Annotated in this window: 12 protein-coding genes; 2 read left to right on the top strand and 10 right to left on the bottom strand. The window is 57.4% G+C overall.

The window, feature by feature from the left end; genetic code table 11:
- Positions 1–18 precede the first annotated feature (18 nt).
- Positions 19–1374, bottom strand: a complete 1356-nt coding sequence (locus KXG62_RS00495; RefSeq protein ID WP_218089938.1) for an ABC transporter substrate-binding protein — start codon at positions 1372–1374, stop codon at positions 19–21.
- Between the two features lie 159 nt (positions 1375–1533).
- Between KXG62_RS00495 and KXG62_RS00490 the strand changes: the two genes are divergently transcribed.
- Both KXG62_RS00490 and KXG62_RS00485 read left to right on the top strand, forming a co-directional pair.
- A complete protein-coding gene (locus KXG62_RS00490; protein WP_218089937.1) occupies positions 1534–2379 on the top strand; it encodes an AraC family transcriptional regulator in 846 nt (281 codons plus the stop codon).
- 17 nt (positions 2380–2396) lie between these two features.
- Entirely contained in the window at positions 2397–3335 is a 939-nt protein-coding gene (locus tag KXG62_RS00485) for a phosphotransferase family protein (protein WP_246627232.1), read from the top strand.
- A gap of 160 nt (positions 3336–3495) precedes the next feature.
- Here the strand turns inward: KXG62_RS00485 and KXG62_RS00480 are convergent, their stop codons facing one another.
- The 9 genes from KXG62_RS00480 to KXG62_RS00440 all read right to left on the bottom strand — a co-directional run bounded on the left by KXG62_RS00480 (position 3496) and on the right by KXG62_RS00440 (position 13859).
- Positions 3496–4509 (bottom strand): serine hydrolase domain-containing protein, encoded by a 1014-nt coding sequence (locus KXG62_RS00480; protein WP_218089936.1) that lies wholly within the window; start codon positions 4507–4509, stop codon positions 3496–3498.
- 51 nt (positions 4510–4560) lie between these two features.
- Positions 4561–5760, bottom strand: a complete 1200-nt coding sequence (alr, locus tag KXG62_RS00475; protein WP_218089935.1) for an alanine racemase — start codon at positions 5758–5760, stop codon at positions 4561–4563.
- Positions 5761–5786: 26 nt separating this feature from the next.
- Positions 5787–6899, bottom strand: a complete 1113-nt coding sequence (gene ald, locus KXG62_RS00470; protein WP_218089934.1) for an alanine dehydrogenase — start codon at positions 6897–6899, stop codon at positions 5787–5789.
- A 113-nt stretch (positions 6900–7012) separates the two neighbouring features.
- Positions 7013–8242, bottom strand: coding sequence for a PucR family transcriptional regulator (locus KXG62_RS00465; protein ID WP_218089933.1), 1230 nt, complete (start codon positions 8240–8242; stop codon positions 7013–7015).
- A gap of 511 nt (positions 8243–8753) precedes the next feature.
- A complete protein-coding gene (locus tag KXG62_RS00460) occupies positions 8754–10049 on the bottom strand; it encodes a Gfo/Idh/MocA family protein (RefSeq protein ID WP_218089932.1) in 1296 nt (431 codons plus the stop codon).
- A gap of 230 nt (positions 10050–10279) precedes the next feature.
- Positions 10280–11155, bottom strand: a complete 876-nt coding sequence (locus tag KXG62_RS00455) for a C40 family peptidase (RefSeq protein ID WP_218089931.1) — start codon at positions 11153–11155, stop codon at positions 10280–10282.
- A 195-nt stretch (positions 11156–11350) separates the two neighbouring features.
- The gene (gene map / locus KXG62_RS00450; RefSeq protein WP_218089930.1) at positions 11351–12094 is read right to left on the bottom strand and encodes a type I methionyl aminopeptidase; all 744 of its coding nucleotides are present in this window, start codon (positions 12092–12094) and stop codon (positions 11351–11353) included.
- Between the two features lie 114 nt (positions 12095–12208).
- Positions 12209–13387, bottom strand: coding sequence for an NAD(P)/FAD-dependent oxidoreductase (locus KXG62_RS00445; RefSeq protein ID WP_218089929.1), 1179 nt, complete (start codon positions 13385–13387; stop codon positions 12209–12211).
- 31 nt (positions 13388–13418) lie between these two features.
- Complete coding sequence (locus tag KXG62_RS00440; protein ID WP_218089928.1) at positions 13419–13859, bottom strand: DUF1641 domain-containing protein; 441 nt, start codon at positions 13857–13859, stop codon at positions 13419–13421.
- Positions 13860–14115 lie beyond the last annotated feature (256 nt).

The following is a 14115-nucleotide window of genomic DNA, read 5'->3' as shown; positions in this document are numbered from 1 at the left end:
GGCGACGCTGGCGCTGCCTTACTTGATCGCTTCCGAGGCGATCGCCTTATCCGCTTCTTCCTGCGCGTCGCGAAGGGCAGTGTTCACGTCTTTCTTATTCAGCGCGACGCTCGATCCCGCTTTGTTGACGATACCGGATACCGGCACATCATAATCGGATGGCGTGATGCCTGCCATTTTTGTTTTCAGCGCGCCGGTCAAATTTTTCCCTTTCATGACGGGAAGACTTTCGCCAAACTGTTTTTTCATCGCTTCGTTATTGAGTGCGGTCATCCGGGCATTCTTCGTCATATTAAGCTGAATTTCTTCCGAAGTAAGGTAACGGATGATGTCAAACACCAATTCCTTATGCTTGCTTGTCGGGGATACCATCATCAAGTGGAAATCGACCCGTCGTCCAATCCCGGGCGCATCCGTGAAGCTCGGATACGTCGTCATGTCCCAGTTCATCGGCTTTCCTTTATCGGCTAAATCCGTAAGGTTACCCAATGCGGAATCTGCCCAGTTCGTATACATCGCCGTCGTTTGATCCTGGAAAAAGGTCTTCGTGTCGGTCGGAAGCTTGTCGGCCGATTCCGTTGCCCCAGGAATCTCGTACAGCCGCTTGAGCACGTCGAGCGCTTTTTTCCACTGTTCGGTCTGCAGCGTCGCTTTCTTCGTCTTGTTATCCGCGTATGCGAGCGCCAGCTGGTCTCCGAACTGCTTGGCTACCGGCGAGACGATACCGCGGAATTGAACGCCGTTATCCATGCGGGTAAGCTGCTTCTGTAAGGCAATGATATCGTCCCACGTCGACTGGTCTTTCGGATACGGAACGCCGAACTTATCGAAAATATCCTTGTTGTAGAACAACGGCGCAAAGTTCAGGGAGAACGGTACGGCGTATGTGTTGCCGTCATCGCTGTATTTGCTTAACGCTTCAAGAATCGCCGGGTCGAAGCGCTTCATGTCGAACTTCGTTTTCTGGATCATCGGCGTCAAATTTTCCTGCATTTTCAGCTGCTTGAAGATCGGCAGCGAATAATTGCTCGTATAGATCAGATCCGGGTTCTCGCCGGAGACGAGAATGTTCTCCGCAGACAGCGGACCGGTCAGACTGCTGTATATAAACTTCAGCGTCACGTTCGGATATTTTTTCTGCAACGGCTGCACGAAATATTCGTTATACTCCTTATCGCTAAGGCCGGCGTAAAACCGGTAAAATGTGAGCGTAATCGGCTCCGTCACGACCGGCTGGTCGGAGGCGGGCTCGCTCGTTGCCGGAGCGGCAGCTCCTTCTTTCGGTTTCTCTGCGGTGCTGCCGCAGCCTGCAAGCGACGCGCCCAGCAAAAGCAGCGCGAGCGAGGCCCCTATTCTGTTGTGTATCGTTTTCATAAAATGATCCTCCCTGTTTATATATGGTTTGAATGCATGCACCTTTGCAAAGTATGCGGTTTCAAGCTTAGGTTCATTCTAATTGAATATTGCGCTAACGGTAAATAATCGATAGTATGAAAACTATCAACTATTCTGCTATAAATTTAGGGTGATGGGATGAAACAGGAAGTGCTGCTCTGCGGCTGCACCTTTCATACGAAACGATTCCACCAGTCGCATGCCGACCCGGGACTTACGAGTTACTTGATTCGGCTACAGACCGAAGGGACCTGCACCGTAATCGTAGAGGGACGAGATTATGCGCTGGTGCCCGGCGACCTGCTGCTTCTTCGCCCCGGCACGGCATATGAGCTGCGGATTGAGGAAGACGCGGTCGGCCCGGCCCCGGATGAGGCACCGCGGATCATCAGCGGGGACTACTACATGTTCGCCCAAGGCGACTGGTTAAGCAACTGGTGGGACGCCTCGGCGAAGCCTTGGCGCATCCATATCGAGCCCGGCGATACGATATTGTCGCTGTGGAAGCAAATCATACTGGAGAAGTGCCGCATCAAGGAAGACAATGTCGAGCTGATCTCGCACCTGATGCGCGCGCTGTGCCTGTATCTCGAACGCATCGTCTCCGAGACGAGTCCCGCGTACAACAAACCGTACATTTCCGCACGGATGAAGCGTTTTGTGGAAGCGCATGCGATCGAAACGTTCACGGTCGAAGAAGCGGCTAGGCATGTCGGCCTGAGCGTCTCCCGCGCCGCCCATTTATTCAAGGAAAGCTATGGAAAAACAATGATCCAGTATGCGATGGATATACGTCTCTCGGGCGCGGTCGACCGGATGAACTACACGAATATGACGCTCGGGCAAATTTCCGACAGCTGCGGCTTCCGAAGCTATACATTTTTTCATAAAGCGTTCAAGGAAAAGTTCGGCGTCTCCCCGGCGGTATTCCGCAGCAATCTGCGGGAAAAGCAGCTGTCGGCGCGCAGCAAACCATTGGAATGAAGAAGGAGGGAATGCTTGTGAAGCAAGCGACGGAACACATGCTACCGGAACGGCTGCTGCAATGGGCCGCAAGGGCCGTACATCCGGATGCGGCGGTCGTGTCCGTCCGTCAGCTGCTGGGCGGCACTTCGTCGACGATGCACTGCCTGTCGGTTCAATCCGGCGGGCAGGTCGCCGATTATGTGCTGCGCCAGCTCGATAACGAGGAATGGCTGCAGGAAGAGCCGGATGCGGCTTGGCACGAAGCGGAAAGTCTCCGCTTTGCGGTCGAGACCGGCCTGCATACGCCGCGCATCGTCGCTTATGACATCGACGGAAGCGCCTGCGGCATACCGGCTGTTCTGATGACGCGGCTGGAAGGCACGGTCGACCTCCAGCCGCAGCGGCTGGAGCCGTGGCTGAACGGCTTGGCCCAAACGCTCGCGAGTATTCATGCAGTGGACGCGGACCGCTTCGGATGGGCGTACTTCACCTACATTGACGTAGATTCGTTGGAACGGCCTGAATGGTCAAATGCGCCGGAGCGATGGAGCGCCATTTTCGATATCGTGAGGGGGCCGCGACCGCTGACAACAAGGCACTGCTTCATCCACCGCGATTATCATCCGGGCAATGTACTGTGGAGCGACGGCGCTGTGAGCGGCGTTGTCGATTGGGTGAACGCTTGCCGAGGCCCGGCGGGCATCGACGTCGGGCAGTGCCGGCTCGATCTAGCCAAGCTGCATGGCGTGGAAGCGGCCGATACATTCTTGTCCGCGTACGAGCGGTTCGCCGGGACGGCGTTCCGGTACGATCCGTATTGGGACTTGTTATCCGTCGTCGATACGCTGTTCGATCCCCCTGCCGTCGATGAAGGCTGGAAAGCATTCGGCGTCACCTCCTTGACGGATGCGCTCGTAGCGGAGCGGCTCGAGCTGTACGCAGCCAGCCTGCTCCGGCGCGCTGCGCGCGAGTAAGCCGTCCCCTCCCACGTTATACTGATTAGAGACCACGCAAACGGCAAAAAAGAAGACCGCCGGGTGAGCCCTTCACCCTTGCGGTCTTCTTTGGCTGTCGCGGACATCGCTGTCGCTTTCGCCAGCGGCCTCCGGCAATGGTTACATCATATCGGAAAAATTAGGATATACCCGCCTGCTTTAGGCTATCGCAGCAAAGACGGTACGTGCGGTCGAGAATGTCGTTTTCCTTCGTATGATCGTGGTTGCCGAGCATAATGACGGCCACTTGACCGTCAGGATACCGTCTGAATTTGCTCCAGTATCCCGGCAGCCACCCTCCGTGCCCGGCGCTGTTCTCGTAGACCGACCAGCCGTAACCGTAATGCCGGCCCGGACTGGCCGGCGCATGGGGCGAGAAGATGAGCGCCAGCGTCTCCACGCTCACGAGCCGCGTCGTGCGCAGCGCCATCTCCCAGCGCAGCAAATCCGCCGCCGTCGAATACATGTGGCCCGACGCCATGAAATTTTCGATTTCGAAATACGGCGCCTTGACGAGAAGGTCCGCTCCTTCCGGCCGGGTATAACCCGAAGCCAAGTCTTCGACGATGCTTTGCGCATCCCCGAATCCGGTATCGCTCATACCGAGCGGCTCCAGTATCCGTTTCCGCAAAAAGTCGCTGTAGGACACCCCCGAGATCCGTTCAATGACAAGCCCGAGCAGGTTGTAGCCAGTATTGCAATACTTCCATCCGGTTCCCGGTTCGAAGTCCAGCGGCTGTCCTTCGATCAGCTCCAATATGCGCGCGCCGGGATACAGCAGCTTCTGCTTCTGCGCCTGAAAATCCCAAAGCACCTCGAAATCCGGGAGCCCCGACGTATGCGTGAGCAGTTGATGGAGCGTGATGCGCTCATCCACCTGTGTCAGCTCCGGCAAGTACGCTCGGACGCTTCGGTGCAGCTCGAGGCGGCCCTCCTCGCTCAGCATCAGGACAGCCATCGCCGTCATCGGCTTGGTGATCGAGGCGATGTAAAACTTGGTGTCCAACCGCACCGGCACTTGGTGCTCGTAATTGGCCATGCCATACGCTTGCTGAAATACGATATCGCCGGCCCGGGCGACGGCAATGACGCCGCTGTACTGCTGTTCCTTCACATAGTCGGCAAAATGCGCCGATAATCGTTCCGTTAGCAAAATGGGCATGCTCCTCTCGCTTGAATCGTTACCCTTCACTTGCATCGTAACTTACTTCGGCAAGCTTTCCGCACTTAACAGCGCGTTCGCGGCGCGAACGGGCTTCCCATGCCGCACATAGAGGCGCGGCACTCTTTTGCCGAGCAAGCACGCCACCTCGTAGTGGATCGTCCGCATCGTATCGGCCACCTGACCGAGCGGCACGAACGCCGCTCCCGTCCCGCCGAATAAGGTCACTTCATCCCCGATCGCCGCGCCGGGGATGTCCGTAACATCCAGCATCGTCTGGTCCATGCAAATTCTGCCTACAATCGGCGCAGCCGCGCCGCGAATGTAGACGCAGCCTTGATTGGACAGCGCGCGCGACAGCCCGTCGGCGTAGCCGACCGGGATCGTCGCAATCCGCCGCTCCTGCTCCGGGCGGAACGTGCAGCCGTAGCTGACGGGCTGCCCCGGCGCAATCATGCGCAGCGCAGCGATGCGGCTCTTCAAATGAAGCGCCTGCTCGAGCCAGGCGGCCTCCTCTCGCGGAGCCGGTTCGTACGGCGGCAGTCCGTACAGGCCGATCCCGACGCGCACCATCTCCAGGTGCATGTCGGGATAGCAAAGCGCAGCCGCGCTGTTGCAGCAATGCCGCAGCGGCGGCACGGGAATGCCTTCGCTGCGAAGCTGCCCGATGATCCCGGTAAACCGGGCGAATTGCATGCGGGTGTAGGCGTCGGCGGCGCCGTTATCCGCATCGGCAAAATGCGTGAACAGCCCCTCGACCGTTACCTCCGGCGAGCGCAGCGCCATGTGGAGCAGCGACGCCGCTTCCTCATACGTGCCGACGCCAAGCCTGCTCATCCCGGTATCGAGCTTGATATGTATGACGGCCGGCCGCTTCCAGCGCTGCGCGGACGCGATCGCTTGCTCCAGCACGTCATGCGAGCATACGGTGATCGCGATGCCGTGCTTCACCGCCGCTTCCACGGAGCGGGGAGGCGTATAGCCGAGGACGAGAATCGGATGGCCGATCCCGGCCATCCTCAGCTGCAGCGCCTCGTCCACATACGCCACGCCCAAATAATCGGCGCCGGCCTCGATCGACGTGAACGCCGCCTCCGCCGCGCCATGCCCGTAGCCATCCGCCTTGACGACCGCCATCAGCTTGCAGGTCGGCGCAAGCTTCCGCTTGAATATGGTCACGTTGCGATACATCGCGTCGAGCGATATTTCTGCCCATGTGTCTCTATAACTGCTCTCTACCATACCGTCTCCCGCCATCGTCCTAACGTTTAACCCGCTTGCTCAACCGGAACGAAGGCGTATCCGAGATCTCGGGCTACCGTCGCATGGGTGATCGTTCCGCCCATCACGTTGACGCCTTGGCACAACGCGGCATTGCTGCGGATCGCTTCCGCCACGCCCCGTCCGGCGATTTCCAATCCGTAGGGAAGCGTCGCATTCGTCAGCGCGAGCGTCGATGTTCTCGGTACCGCCCCAGGCATGTTCGCCACGGCGTAATGAAGCACGCCGTGCTTCACGAACACGGGATCGTCATGCGTCGTGATGCGGTCCACTGTCTCGAAGATGCCTCCTTGGTCAACGGCCACGTCGACGATGACCGAGCCCGGGCTCATCGACCGAATCATGTCCTCGGTAACCAGCTTCGGCGCTTTGGCTCCCGGAATCAGCACCGCTCCGATGACCAGATCCGCCTCCGCGACGGCTTCGGCGATTTGCGACGAATGGGACATGAGCGTCTGGATCGAAGAACCGAAGATGTCGTCCAAATACCGCAGCCGCTCCGCGTTCACGTCGATGATGCTGACAGCGGCGCCAAGTCCGAGCGCGATTTTGGCCGCGTTGACGCCGACGACGCCTCCGCCGATGATCGTGATTTTGCCGCGGCTGACCCCCGGCACGCCGCCGAGCAGCAGCCCTTTGCCGCCGCGCGACTTCTCCAGGAATTGCGCGCCGATCTGCGCCGACATCCGGCCTGCAATTTCGCTCATCGGCACGAGCAGCGGCAGCGTCCGATTCAGCTCCACCGTCTCATAGGCGATCGCCGTCACTTGCTTGTCCGTCAACGCGCGGGCGAGCGCCGGCTCTGCGGCCAGATGCAGGTACGTGAACAAGATCAGCCCTTTGCGGAAATATCCATATTCAGTAGGCAGCGGCTCCTTCACCTTCATGATCATATCGGCGCTTGCCCACACGTCGGCCGCTTGCTCCGTCAGCTTCGCCCCCGCTTTCGCATATTGTTGATCCGGAAAGCCGCTTCCCAATCCGGCTCCCTGCTCTACGAATACTTCGTGGCCGTTTCGCACAAAAGCCGCAACGCCGGCCGGCGTTAATGCGACGCGATGCTCGTTGTTCTTGATTTCCTTCGGCAATCCGATTCTCATGGAAGAGTCCCCCTCGTTTAACTTTACTTCAAAAGTATAGAACGCGGGGGAATAGAGCGCTTCGTGTAAAACTGACAAAAGTTGCCGACTCGTTTGTGGAATTTAACGAAATGTTATCCGTCCGATTGCTTTTGCATTTTCAAGGCGAGATACAACGATACTTTATGATCCGTATTTTTCAAATCGATGCCGCCGATTTCCGCTAAGCGCTTCAGCCGGTAGTTCAGCGTATTGATATGAATATGCAGCGCGTCGGCCGTATCTTTAATGTTGCTGTCGTGGTTCAAAAATACGTCCAGCGTTTCCACCAAACAGTTGTTGTGCTCCCGGTCATACGTGCCCAGCTTATGCAGGCACCGCTGCTCGAACGTATCGTCGTGCGTCACCTCGGCCATGACCGGCAAATAACGGTAAAAGCCCAGCTCCTCGTACAGATGCGTATGCCGGAGCTGCGGGAAGCGCTGCTTGAGCTTCAGCACCGAGAGCGCCTCGCGGTAGCTGCTCTCGACCAATGTATAATCGTGTTGCCGGCCGCCGCAAGCGCCCCGGACCGGGTATACGCTGAACCGCTCCTCCATCTGCGTGATGAATGTCTCGATGAACGCGTTGAAGCGGTCAGACGACTGCTGCGCCCCTTGCGTCGAAGCAAGCAGTACCAGATGACGGCCGTTCAGCGCGTGGAGCACGATTTTTACGCTTTGCGTCACAGAGATCATATACTGGATCTCGCGGTACGCGGTGCCGGTCACGTCAGATTCGAATTGAAACACGGCGACGCGATAATGCGTCGGCAGCACCACGTGAAGCTGCTCCGCTTTTTGCCGGATCAGCCATCCCGACGCGAGACTGCTCGTAAGCAGCTGCCAAAAAAACGACTGCTGGCTCTCCTCTTCCTTGCGCTTTTGAATTTGCAGCTGCAGCAGCAGCGTTCGGGATGCTTCGGCCGCTCCCTTCAGCAGCGGGAACAGCCGCGGGTTGCGCGCGCCCTGCTCTTCCAGCGCCCATATATAGCCGAGCACCTCGTTGTGGTCCCGGATCGCAATGGCTACCCGGTCGCCAAGGCCGACTTCGGATACGGCATCGATGCGGACCGGCTCGTCGCTTTCCGCCAGCCGCTTGATCACGCCGCTCTCCCATAGCGTGCCGATCACCTGCTCCGGAACGCGGCGGCCAACAATCGTAGCAATCCGCGCCGCGTCCGTCTGCGGGCTGTGCGAACTGTAAGCGATCAGTTGATGCGCGGCGTTCTCGATCGTGACGGGACAGCCGAGCACTTCGTACAGCATGTCGGCCAATTCGGTGAAGCTGTCAAAATTCCGGTCAAACGGATCTTTCTCGGTCATAAATTCGCCGGCTCCCTGCGTGGTAAAATACGATTTCGCACCAAAATTTCGTATAAAAATATACCGCATCTTGGGGCGCTGTACAAGACCCGATCCCGCAAATAAGCTGAACGGTGCAGACGGCGGCGCGGCAAACGGCAAAAAAGCTTGATCGCTCAAGCTTCATGCCGTAGCTTTATGCAGTTGCCCGGCTGGCATGCAGGGATGCGGCGCACGCGCCCAGCCTCAAGCGGCAGCGCCGCTGCCGCCCCGGTTCCGGCCCCGGCTATGGCGCGTAGGACACGCTTGCTCTTGTGGCCCCCAGTTCCGCCCCTGGCTATGACGCACGGGACGCTCTTGCTCCTGCGGCCCGGTTCCGGCCTTGGCCCACGCGCGGAACGCTCCTGCTCTTGGAGCCCCGGTTCCGACTCTACCCACGCGTGGGACACGCTTGCTCTTGTGGCCCGCTTCGGCAGTTTATCCGCCTATAAAGCCGCCTGCAGGCATGCCCCTCCGTCCAGCCGGTCGCCCCTTACAGCCGCGGAATAGCGACGACCTGCCCCGACGCCATCGCCTCATCCGCGGCGAAACCGATCAAGTGGCCGTATATCGATTGTTCCAGCGCCGTGGACGAAATCGACGGCTGCTCGCCGCGCAGCACGCGAACGAAATCGGCGACGAGCCGCAAATCGCCGCCGCCGTGCATGTCTTTGCTCACGTTCAGCTCCACGCGTTCTTCCGCGTATTCATGGCCGCGGCGCGGGTCGGGACGGCGGACGATGAAATACCCGTCCTCCATGAAGCCTTCAATCTCGCCTTCCGTGCCGATGATGTGCATGCGCCGCCCGGGCTTCGACGCGCCCCCGACCATATTATGGGTGGCCGTCGCACCGCCGGCGAACTGTACGACGACAGATTGGTGATCGACGACGTCGTTATCGCATTTCCACACGCAGCGGCCGTACGGGTTGTCCGTGCGCAGCGATTCGACGAGCTGATCCTCCGTCCACCGGACGCCGAGATGATAGTGAGGCGAGACGTACGATTTCCACAGCCCCTGTTCGACATAATGCTTTCGGGCCGAGTACGTACAGGAAGCCTCGATCGGACAGTCGAGCAAGCAGCGGGTGCCTGCCCCCTCCGGCGCGCGCTCCGGCCGAAAATACGTCAAGCCGCCCATACTGCCGACCGTCTCCGGCGCAGCGCCGCGCATCATCCAGGTGAGCAGATCGAGATCGTGACAGCATTTGGCCAGCAGCATCGAAGACTTGCACTGCTGTTTGCTGCTCCACTTGCCGCGGACGAACCCCATCGCCATATGATGGTAGCTGACAAGCTCGGTCGTCTGCATGTTCTGAATCTCGCCGATCGCCCCGGCCGCCAGCCGTTTGTAGATCTCGACATAGAACGGCGCATAACGCAGCACATGGCAAATCATCACTCTGCGCCCACAGGCGCGGGCGCAGTCCAGCAGCTCCCTAATTTCTTCGGCGGACGTGCCGATCGGCTTTTCGAGCAAAATATCGTATCCGGCGCGGAGCAGCGGAAGCGACGTTTCCACATGCTGCGCGTCCATCGTGCCGTTGATGACGGCATCGGCGATTTTCCCGCGGCTCGTCAACTGCTCAATGCCCTCGAAGACCGCGTCAGCGTGCAGGCCGAACTTGTCCGCGCACTGATGGCGCCGGACGGGGTCCGGGTCGACGACGCCGACGATTTGCAGCTCGTCCGGATGCGCGCGCGCATAGGATGCGTACAGCACCGCACGGTGACCGGCGCCGACGATAATCGCGGTAATCGGATTGTTGCTGGAACGGTTCGTTTCCATCTGAGACCTCCATAGGACTTCGTATTCGAATTTGTCGGGGAAGCTGTCTCCCAACCTGTATTCATCCTGTACTTCATTATAAGGAATCGCACGGCTGCGGACATGTCTTTAATTTGTCGTTAAATGATATGAAATTCGAACGCTATTCCCAACCCTTCATGCCATAGCGCTCGTAGGACATGAAAAAACCCGGCATTTCTGCCGGGATCGTATAAGTACGGGATGCGTTTTTACAAAACGCGACGAGCGGATATGTATTTGTCTTTCCAATAGCCTGAAGTTAGCGATGAGATCGTCACTCCGTCGGTGGATGGGGCATTGTGAATGAATTGGCCGTTGCCCATGTAGATGCCTACATGATTGATGTCGTTCTTACTGCTTGTCCCGAAAAAGACGAGGTCGCCTTTTTGCAAATTCGATTTCGATACGGCTTTCCCGGCGTCCTGCTGATACCTTGTACCCCATCTAAGCTCGACGCCTTCTTTACCGAACACATATTTCGTAAACGCGGAGCAGTCCATGACGTTCGGGGCTTTGTTCACGCCGAATTCGTAACGCGTAACGCCTTGCAGCTTTTTCGCCTGCTGAATGATTCGATCCGCCGTGCTCGCATCCGGCTTCGACGTCGAAGGATTGGACGGCGCCGGCGTGCCCGAGGTCGTGACGTAATCCGTCGATACATAGCCGACCTTGCCGTCAGCCTTGATCTTCAGCCAGTAGCTGTTCACTTTCTCCAGCAGCTGGAACTTCGTTCCGGCGCTCAGCAGTCCGTATACTTTGCCGTCCGTTGACGGCTCCGAACGGAAATTGACCGATCGGGTGACCGTGCCCGTCGCACCGGAACTGGACGACGCTTTCTCGCTTATGTAGTCGGTCGATACATAGCCGACCTTACCGTTTACATTCGCTTTAACCCAATATTGGTTCACTTTATCCAAAATTTCAAAGGTGGTTCCCGCCTTCAGCAAGCTATAGACGCTGCTGTCGGTGGAAGGAGCCGAACGGAAGTTTACAGATCGTTCAACGGTGCCTTGCGCTGCGAACGCGGATGTCGATAAGGTCAATGCGAGTGCCGTCATGGATACTAAACTAATAAACTTTTTCATGTAATCCCCTCCTGATGAAATTGTAACCTGCGCAGGAAATCAATTCATCACGCAATTTATGGAAATATCCATGACGACGAACAGCCGGCTTCGCATAGGCGAAACCGGCTGTCATGACAGGCTTTTATCAGATTTGGGACGTTCTGGAATCCGTCAATCGGATCCATCTGCAAAGCTTTTGCAGGAACATCCGTTCTACTCCGTGAGGATGACCGGACCGTTGCTTGTGATGGCTATCGTGTGCTCGTACTGCGCAGACAATCCGCCGTCGAACGTTCTGGCTGTCCATCCGTCGCCGTCCAGCTTCGTGCGGAACGTTCCCGTATTGAGCATCGGCTCGATCGTTATAACCATGCCTTCCTTGAGCCGCGGCCCTTTCCCGGCCGGCCCGTAGTGCGGCACCTGCGGCTCCTCGTGCATCTTCTGCCCGATGCCGTGGCCCACGAAATCGCGGACGACGGACAAGCCTTCGCTTTCGGCATACGCCTGTATGGCATGGGAGATATCGCCGATCCGGTTGCCGTCGAGCGCCTGCTCGATGCCGAGCAGCAGCGATTGCTTCGTGACGCGCAGCAGGTGGCTTGCCTGCTCGGAGATATTCCCGACAGCGTATGACCAGGCGGAATCCGCCAGCCAGCCGTTCAAATTGACGACCATATCGATCGTCACGATATCCCCGTCCTTGAGCGGCGTATGATTCGGAAAGCCGTGGCAGATGACGTCATTCACCGAAGCGCAGGTGGCGAACGGGTATCCATTGTAGCCTTTTTGCTCCGGCGTTGCGCCATGCTTGGCCAAATACGCTTCCACGAACTTGTCGAGTTCCATCGGCGTAACGCCCGGCTGGATCATCCGTTCCAGTTCTCTGTGGCAGGAGGATAAAATTATGCCGGCCTCCCGCATATATTCGATTTCTTGCGGTGTCTTGATCGTGATCATACGTTTGTATAAGCTCCTTCCCGGCCCTCTCCTATCCGAAATCGGGATAGGAAAAATCCCCTCCGTGCAGAGAAATCCAACATCCTCCGCCCCGAAGGGGACTCGCCGTTTATATTAATGCACCAATGAGAACAGCCCGTTAATGTGCGTAAGATAACGCACGTTGCTCGCTTCTTTCATAAGCGAAGCCGGCGTCCCTTTCAGCTTCAGCTGGCTGCCGCCGATCGTGCCGATTGCGTCTTTGCGGCCCAAGCTGGCCAGCGTGCCGGAGAATACCGGCTTGAACGACTTCATCGGAAGCCCTTTGGACGAAGCGTACAGGTTAAAGCCGATCGACTCGCCCATTTGCCATGCGATTTGCGCGCTTGGCGGGTAAGGACGGCCTTCCGGACTCATCACGACTGCGCTGTCGCCGGCCAGGAATACGTCAGGATGCGAAGTGGATTGCAGGAATTCGTTGACCGTTGCCCGTCCGCGAACCGCTTCGAGGCCCGAGTTCGCTACGACCGTGTTGCCCGTAACGCCGCCGGTCCATACGAGCGTGTTCGTTTCGACCGTCGTTCCGTCCTTGAGGATAACGTTCTTGCCTTGCACTTCCGTTACGGCGACGCCGGTCAAGATCTTAACGCCGCGGTTTTCCAGACTTGCTTTGGCGCGCTCCACGAGATCCGCGGAGAAACCGGCCAAAATCGAAGGGGCCGCTTCCACACAGTAGAGGGAAACGTCCTGGAAGTCGACGCCTTTTTCAAGACACAGCGCCGGCAGCGTATCCACCAGCTCGCCGATCAGCTCGATGCCGGAAAGGCCGCCGCCGCCGATAACGAACGTTGCGTCCGCCTTGTCCTTGGACTTGCCGTAAGCTTCGATGCGCGCTTCCACGTGGGCGCGGATTTTGTTCGCGTCTTCAACCGATTTCAGCGTGAAGCTGTGCTCTTCAAGGCCTGGAATGCCGAAGAATGCCGTTTCGCTGCCGAGGGCGACGACCAGCGTGTCGTAGCTGAGCAATGCGCCGCCTTCGAGCTCCACGCTCTTCTTGGCCAGATCGATGGAATGAACCGCGCCGATTCTCAGATCAACCGATTTGCCGCGCAGCAGCTTGTCCAGAGGAAGCGCCACGTTGCCCTCGTTCAATCCGCCGACGGAAAGACGGTGCAGTTCCGTTACGATCTGGTGATACGGCGTACGGTTGACCACCGTGATGCTGGCTTCATCCGCCGATATATGCTTGCGTGTCGTCAAAGCGGTCAACAACCCGCCATAGCCGCCGCCTAAGATTAAAATTTGCTTAGCCATACTTATCCTCCATTCTAATTCTGCTTACGGATTAGCGCTGATTTTGACGCTCCGCCATAACGGCCAAAAAAGCTTGCGCAAAGCGCAACGTGCTTTGGACTTGAGGATCTTTGAGCATTTTGAGAATGCCGAACAACCCGACGGTTGTGGATTCGCTGTGTGCACGGTCGCTTGCTTCCACCGCTGCCGCCGCGATGCCTTTGGCCTTCTCTCCGATCGGCTTCACGAATTCTTCGAGTCCGCCTTTCAGATCGTCGATGAGCACGCGGTCGTTCGCAACCGTTTGCGCCAAATCGTACGCTTTCGTCATCAGGGTCACCATTTCGGCAAGCTTCGGCAGATTCTCCACCAGCTCGGTAAGAGATTTCTGAACCTCGGGCTTGAGCAGCTGATCGAGCACGTCCAATTCGCCGCGTACGTTTTTGGCCGCGACTTCTACGCTTGCCGGTTGTTGCGTTGATGTTTCGGACATGAAAAAAGCCTCCTTCGCATGTAGCAATGTTAGTACCTACAACTTAATACTATACTCCTCTTCGTCGTTGTGATTATATTCACATTAAAGACAAGAATAATATTTGTAGATAGGCGTTCTATTCTGACTCATTTATTCTAAACCTTTCCAATAAAAAGTCAAAGCAAATTTTTTACATGGTATCGCTTTCATTTATAAAAAGTTATTTAATGGACAGTATAAAAAATTTCCCCAGCCGTAGCGGTTCAAGAGACCG

Source organism: Paenibacillus solanacearum, assembly GCF_910593845.1.
GTDB lineage: Bacteria > Bacillota > Bacilli > Paenibacillales > NBRC-103111 > Paenibacillus_G > Paenibacillus_G solanacearum.
This window is presented reverse-complemented; position numbering and strand designations above follow the sequence as displayed.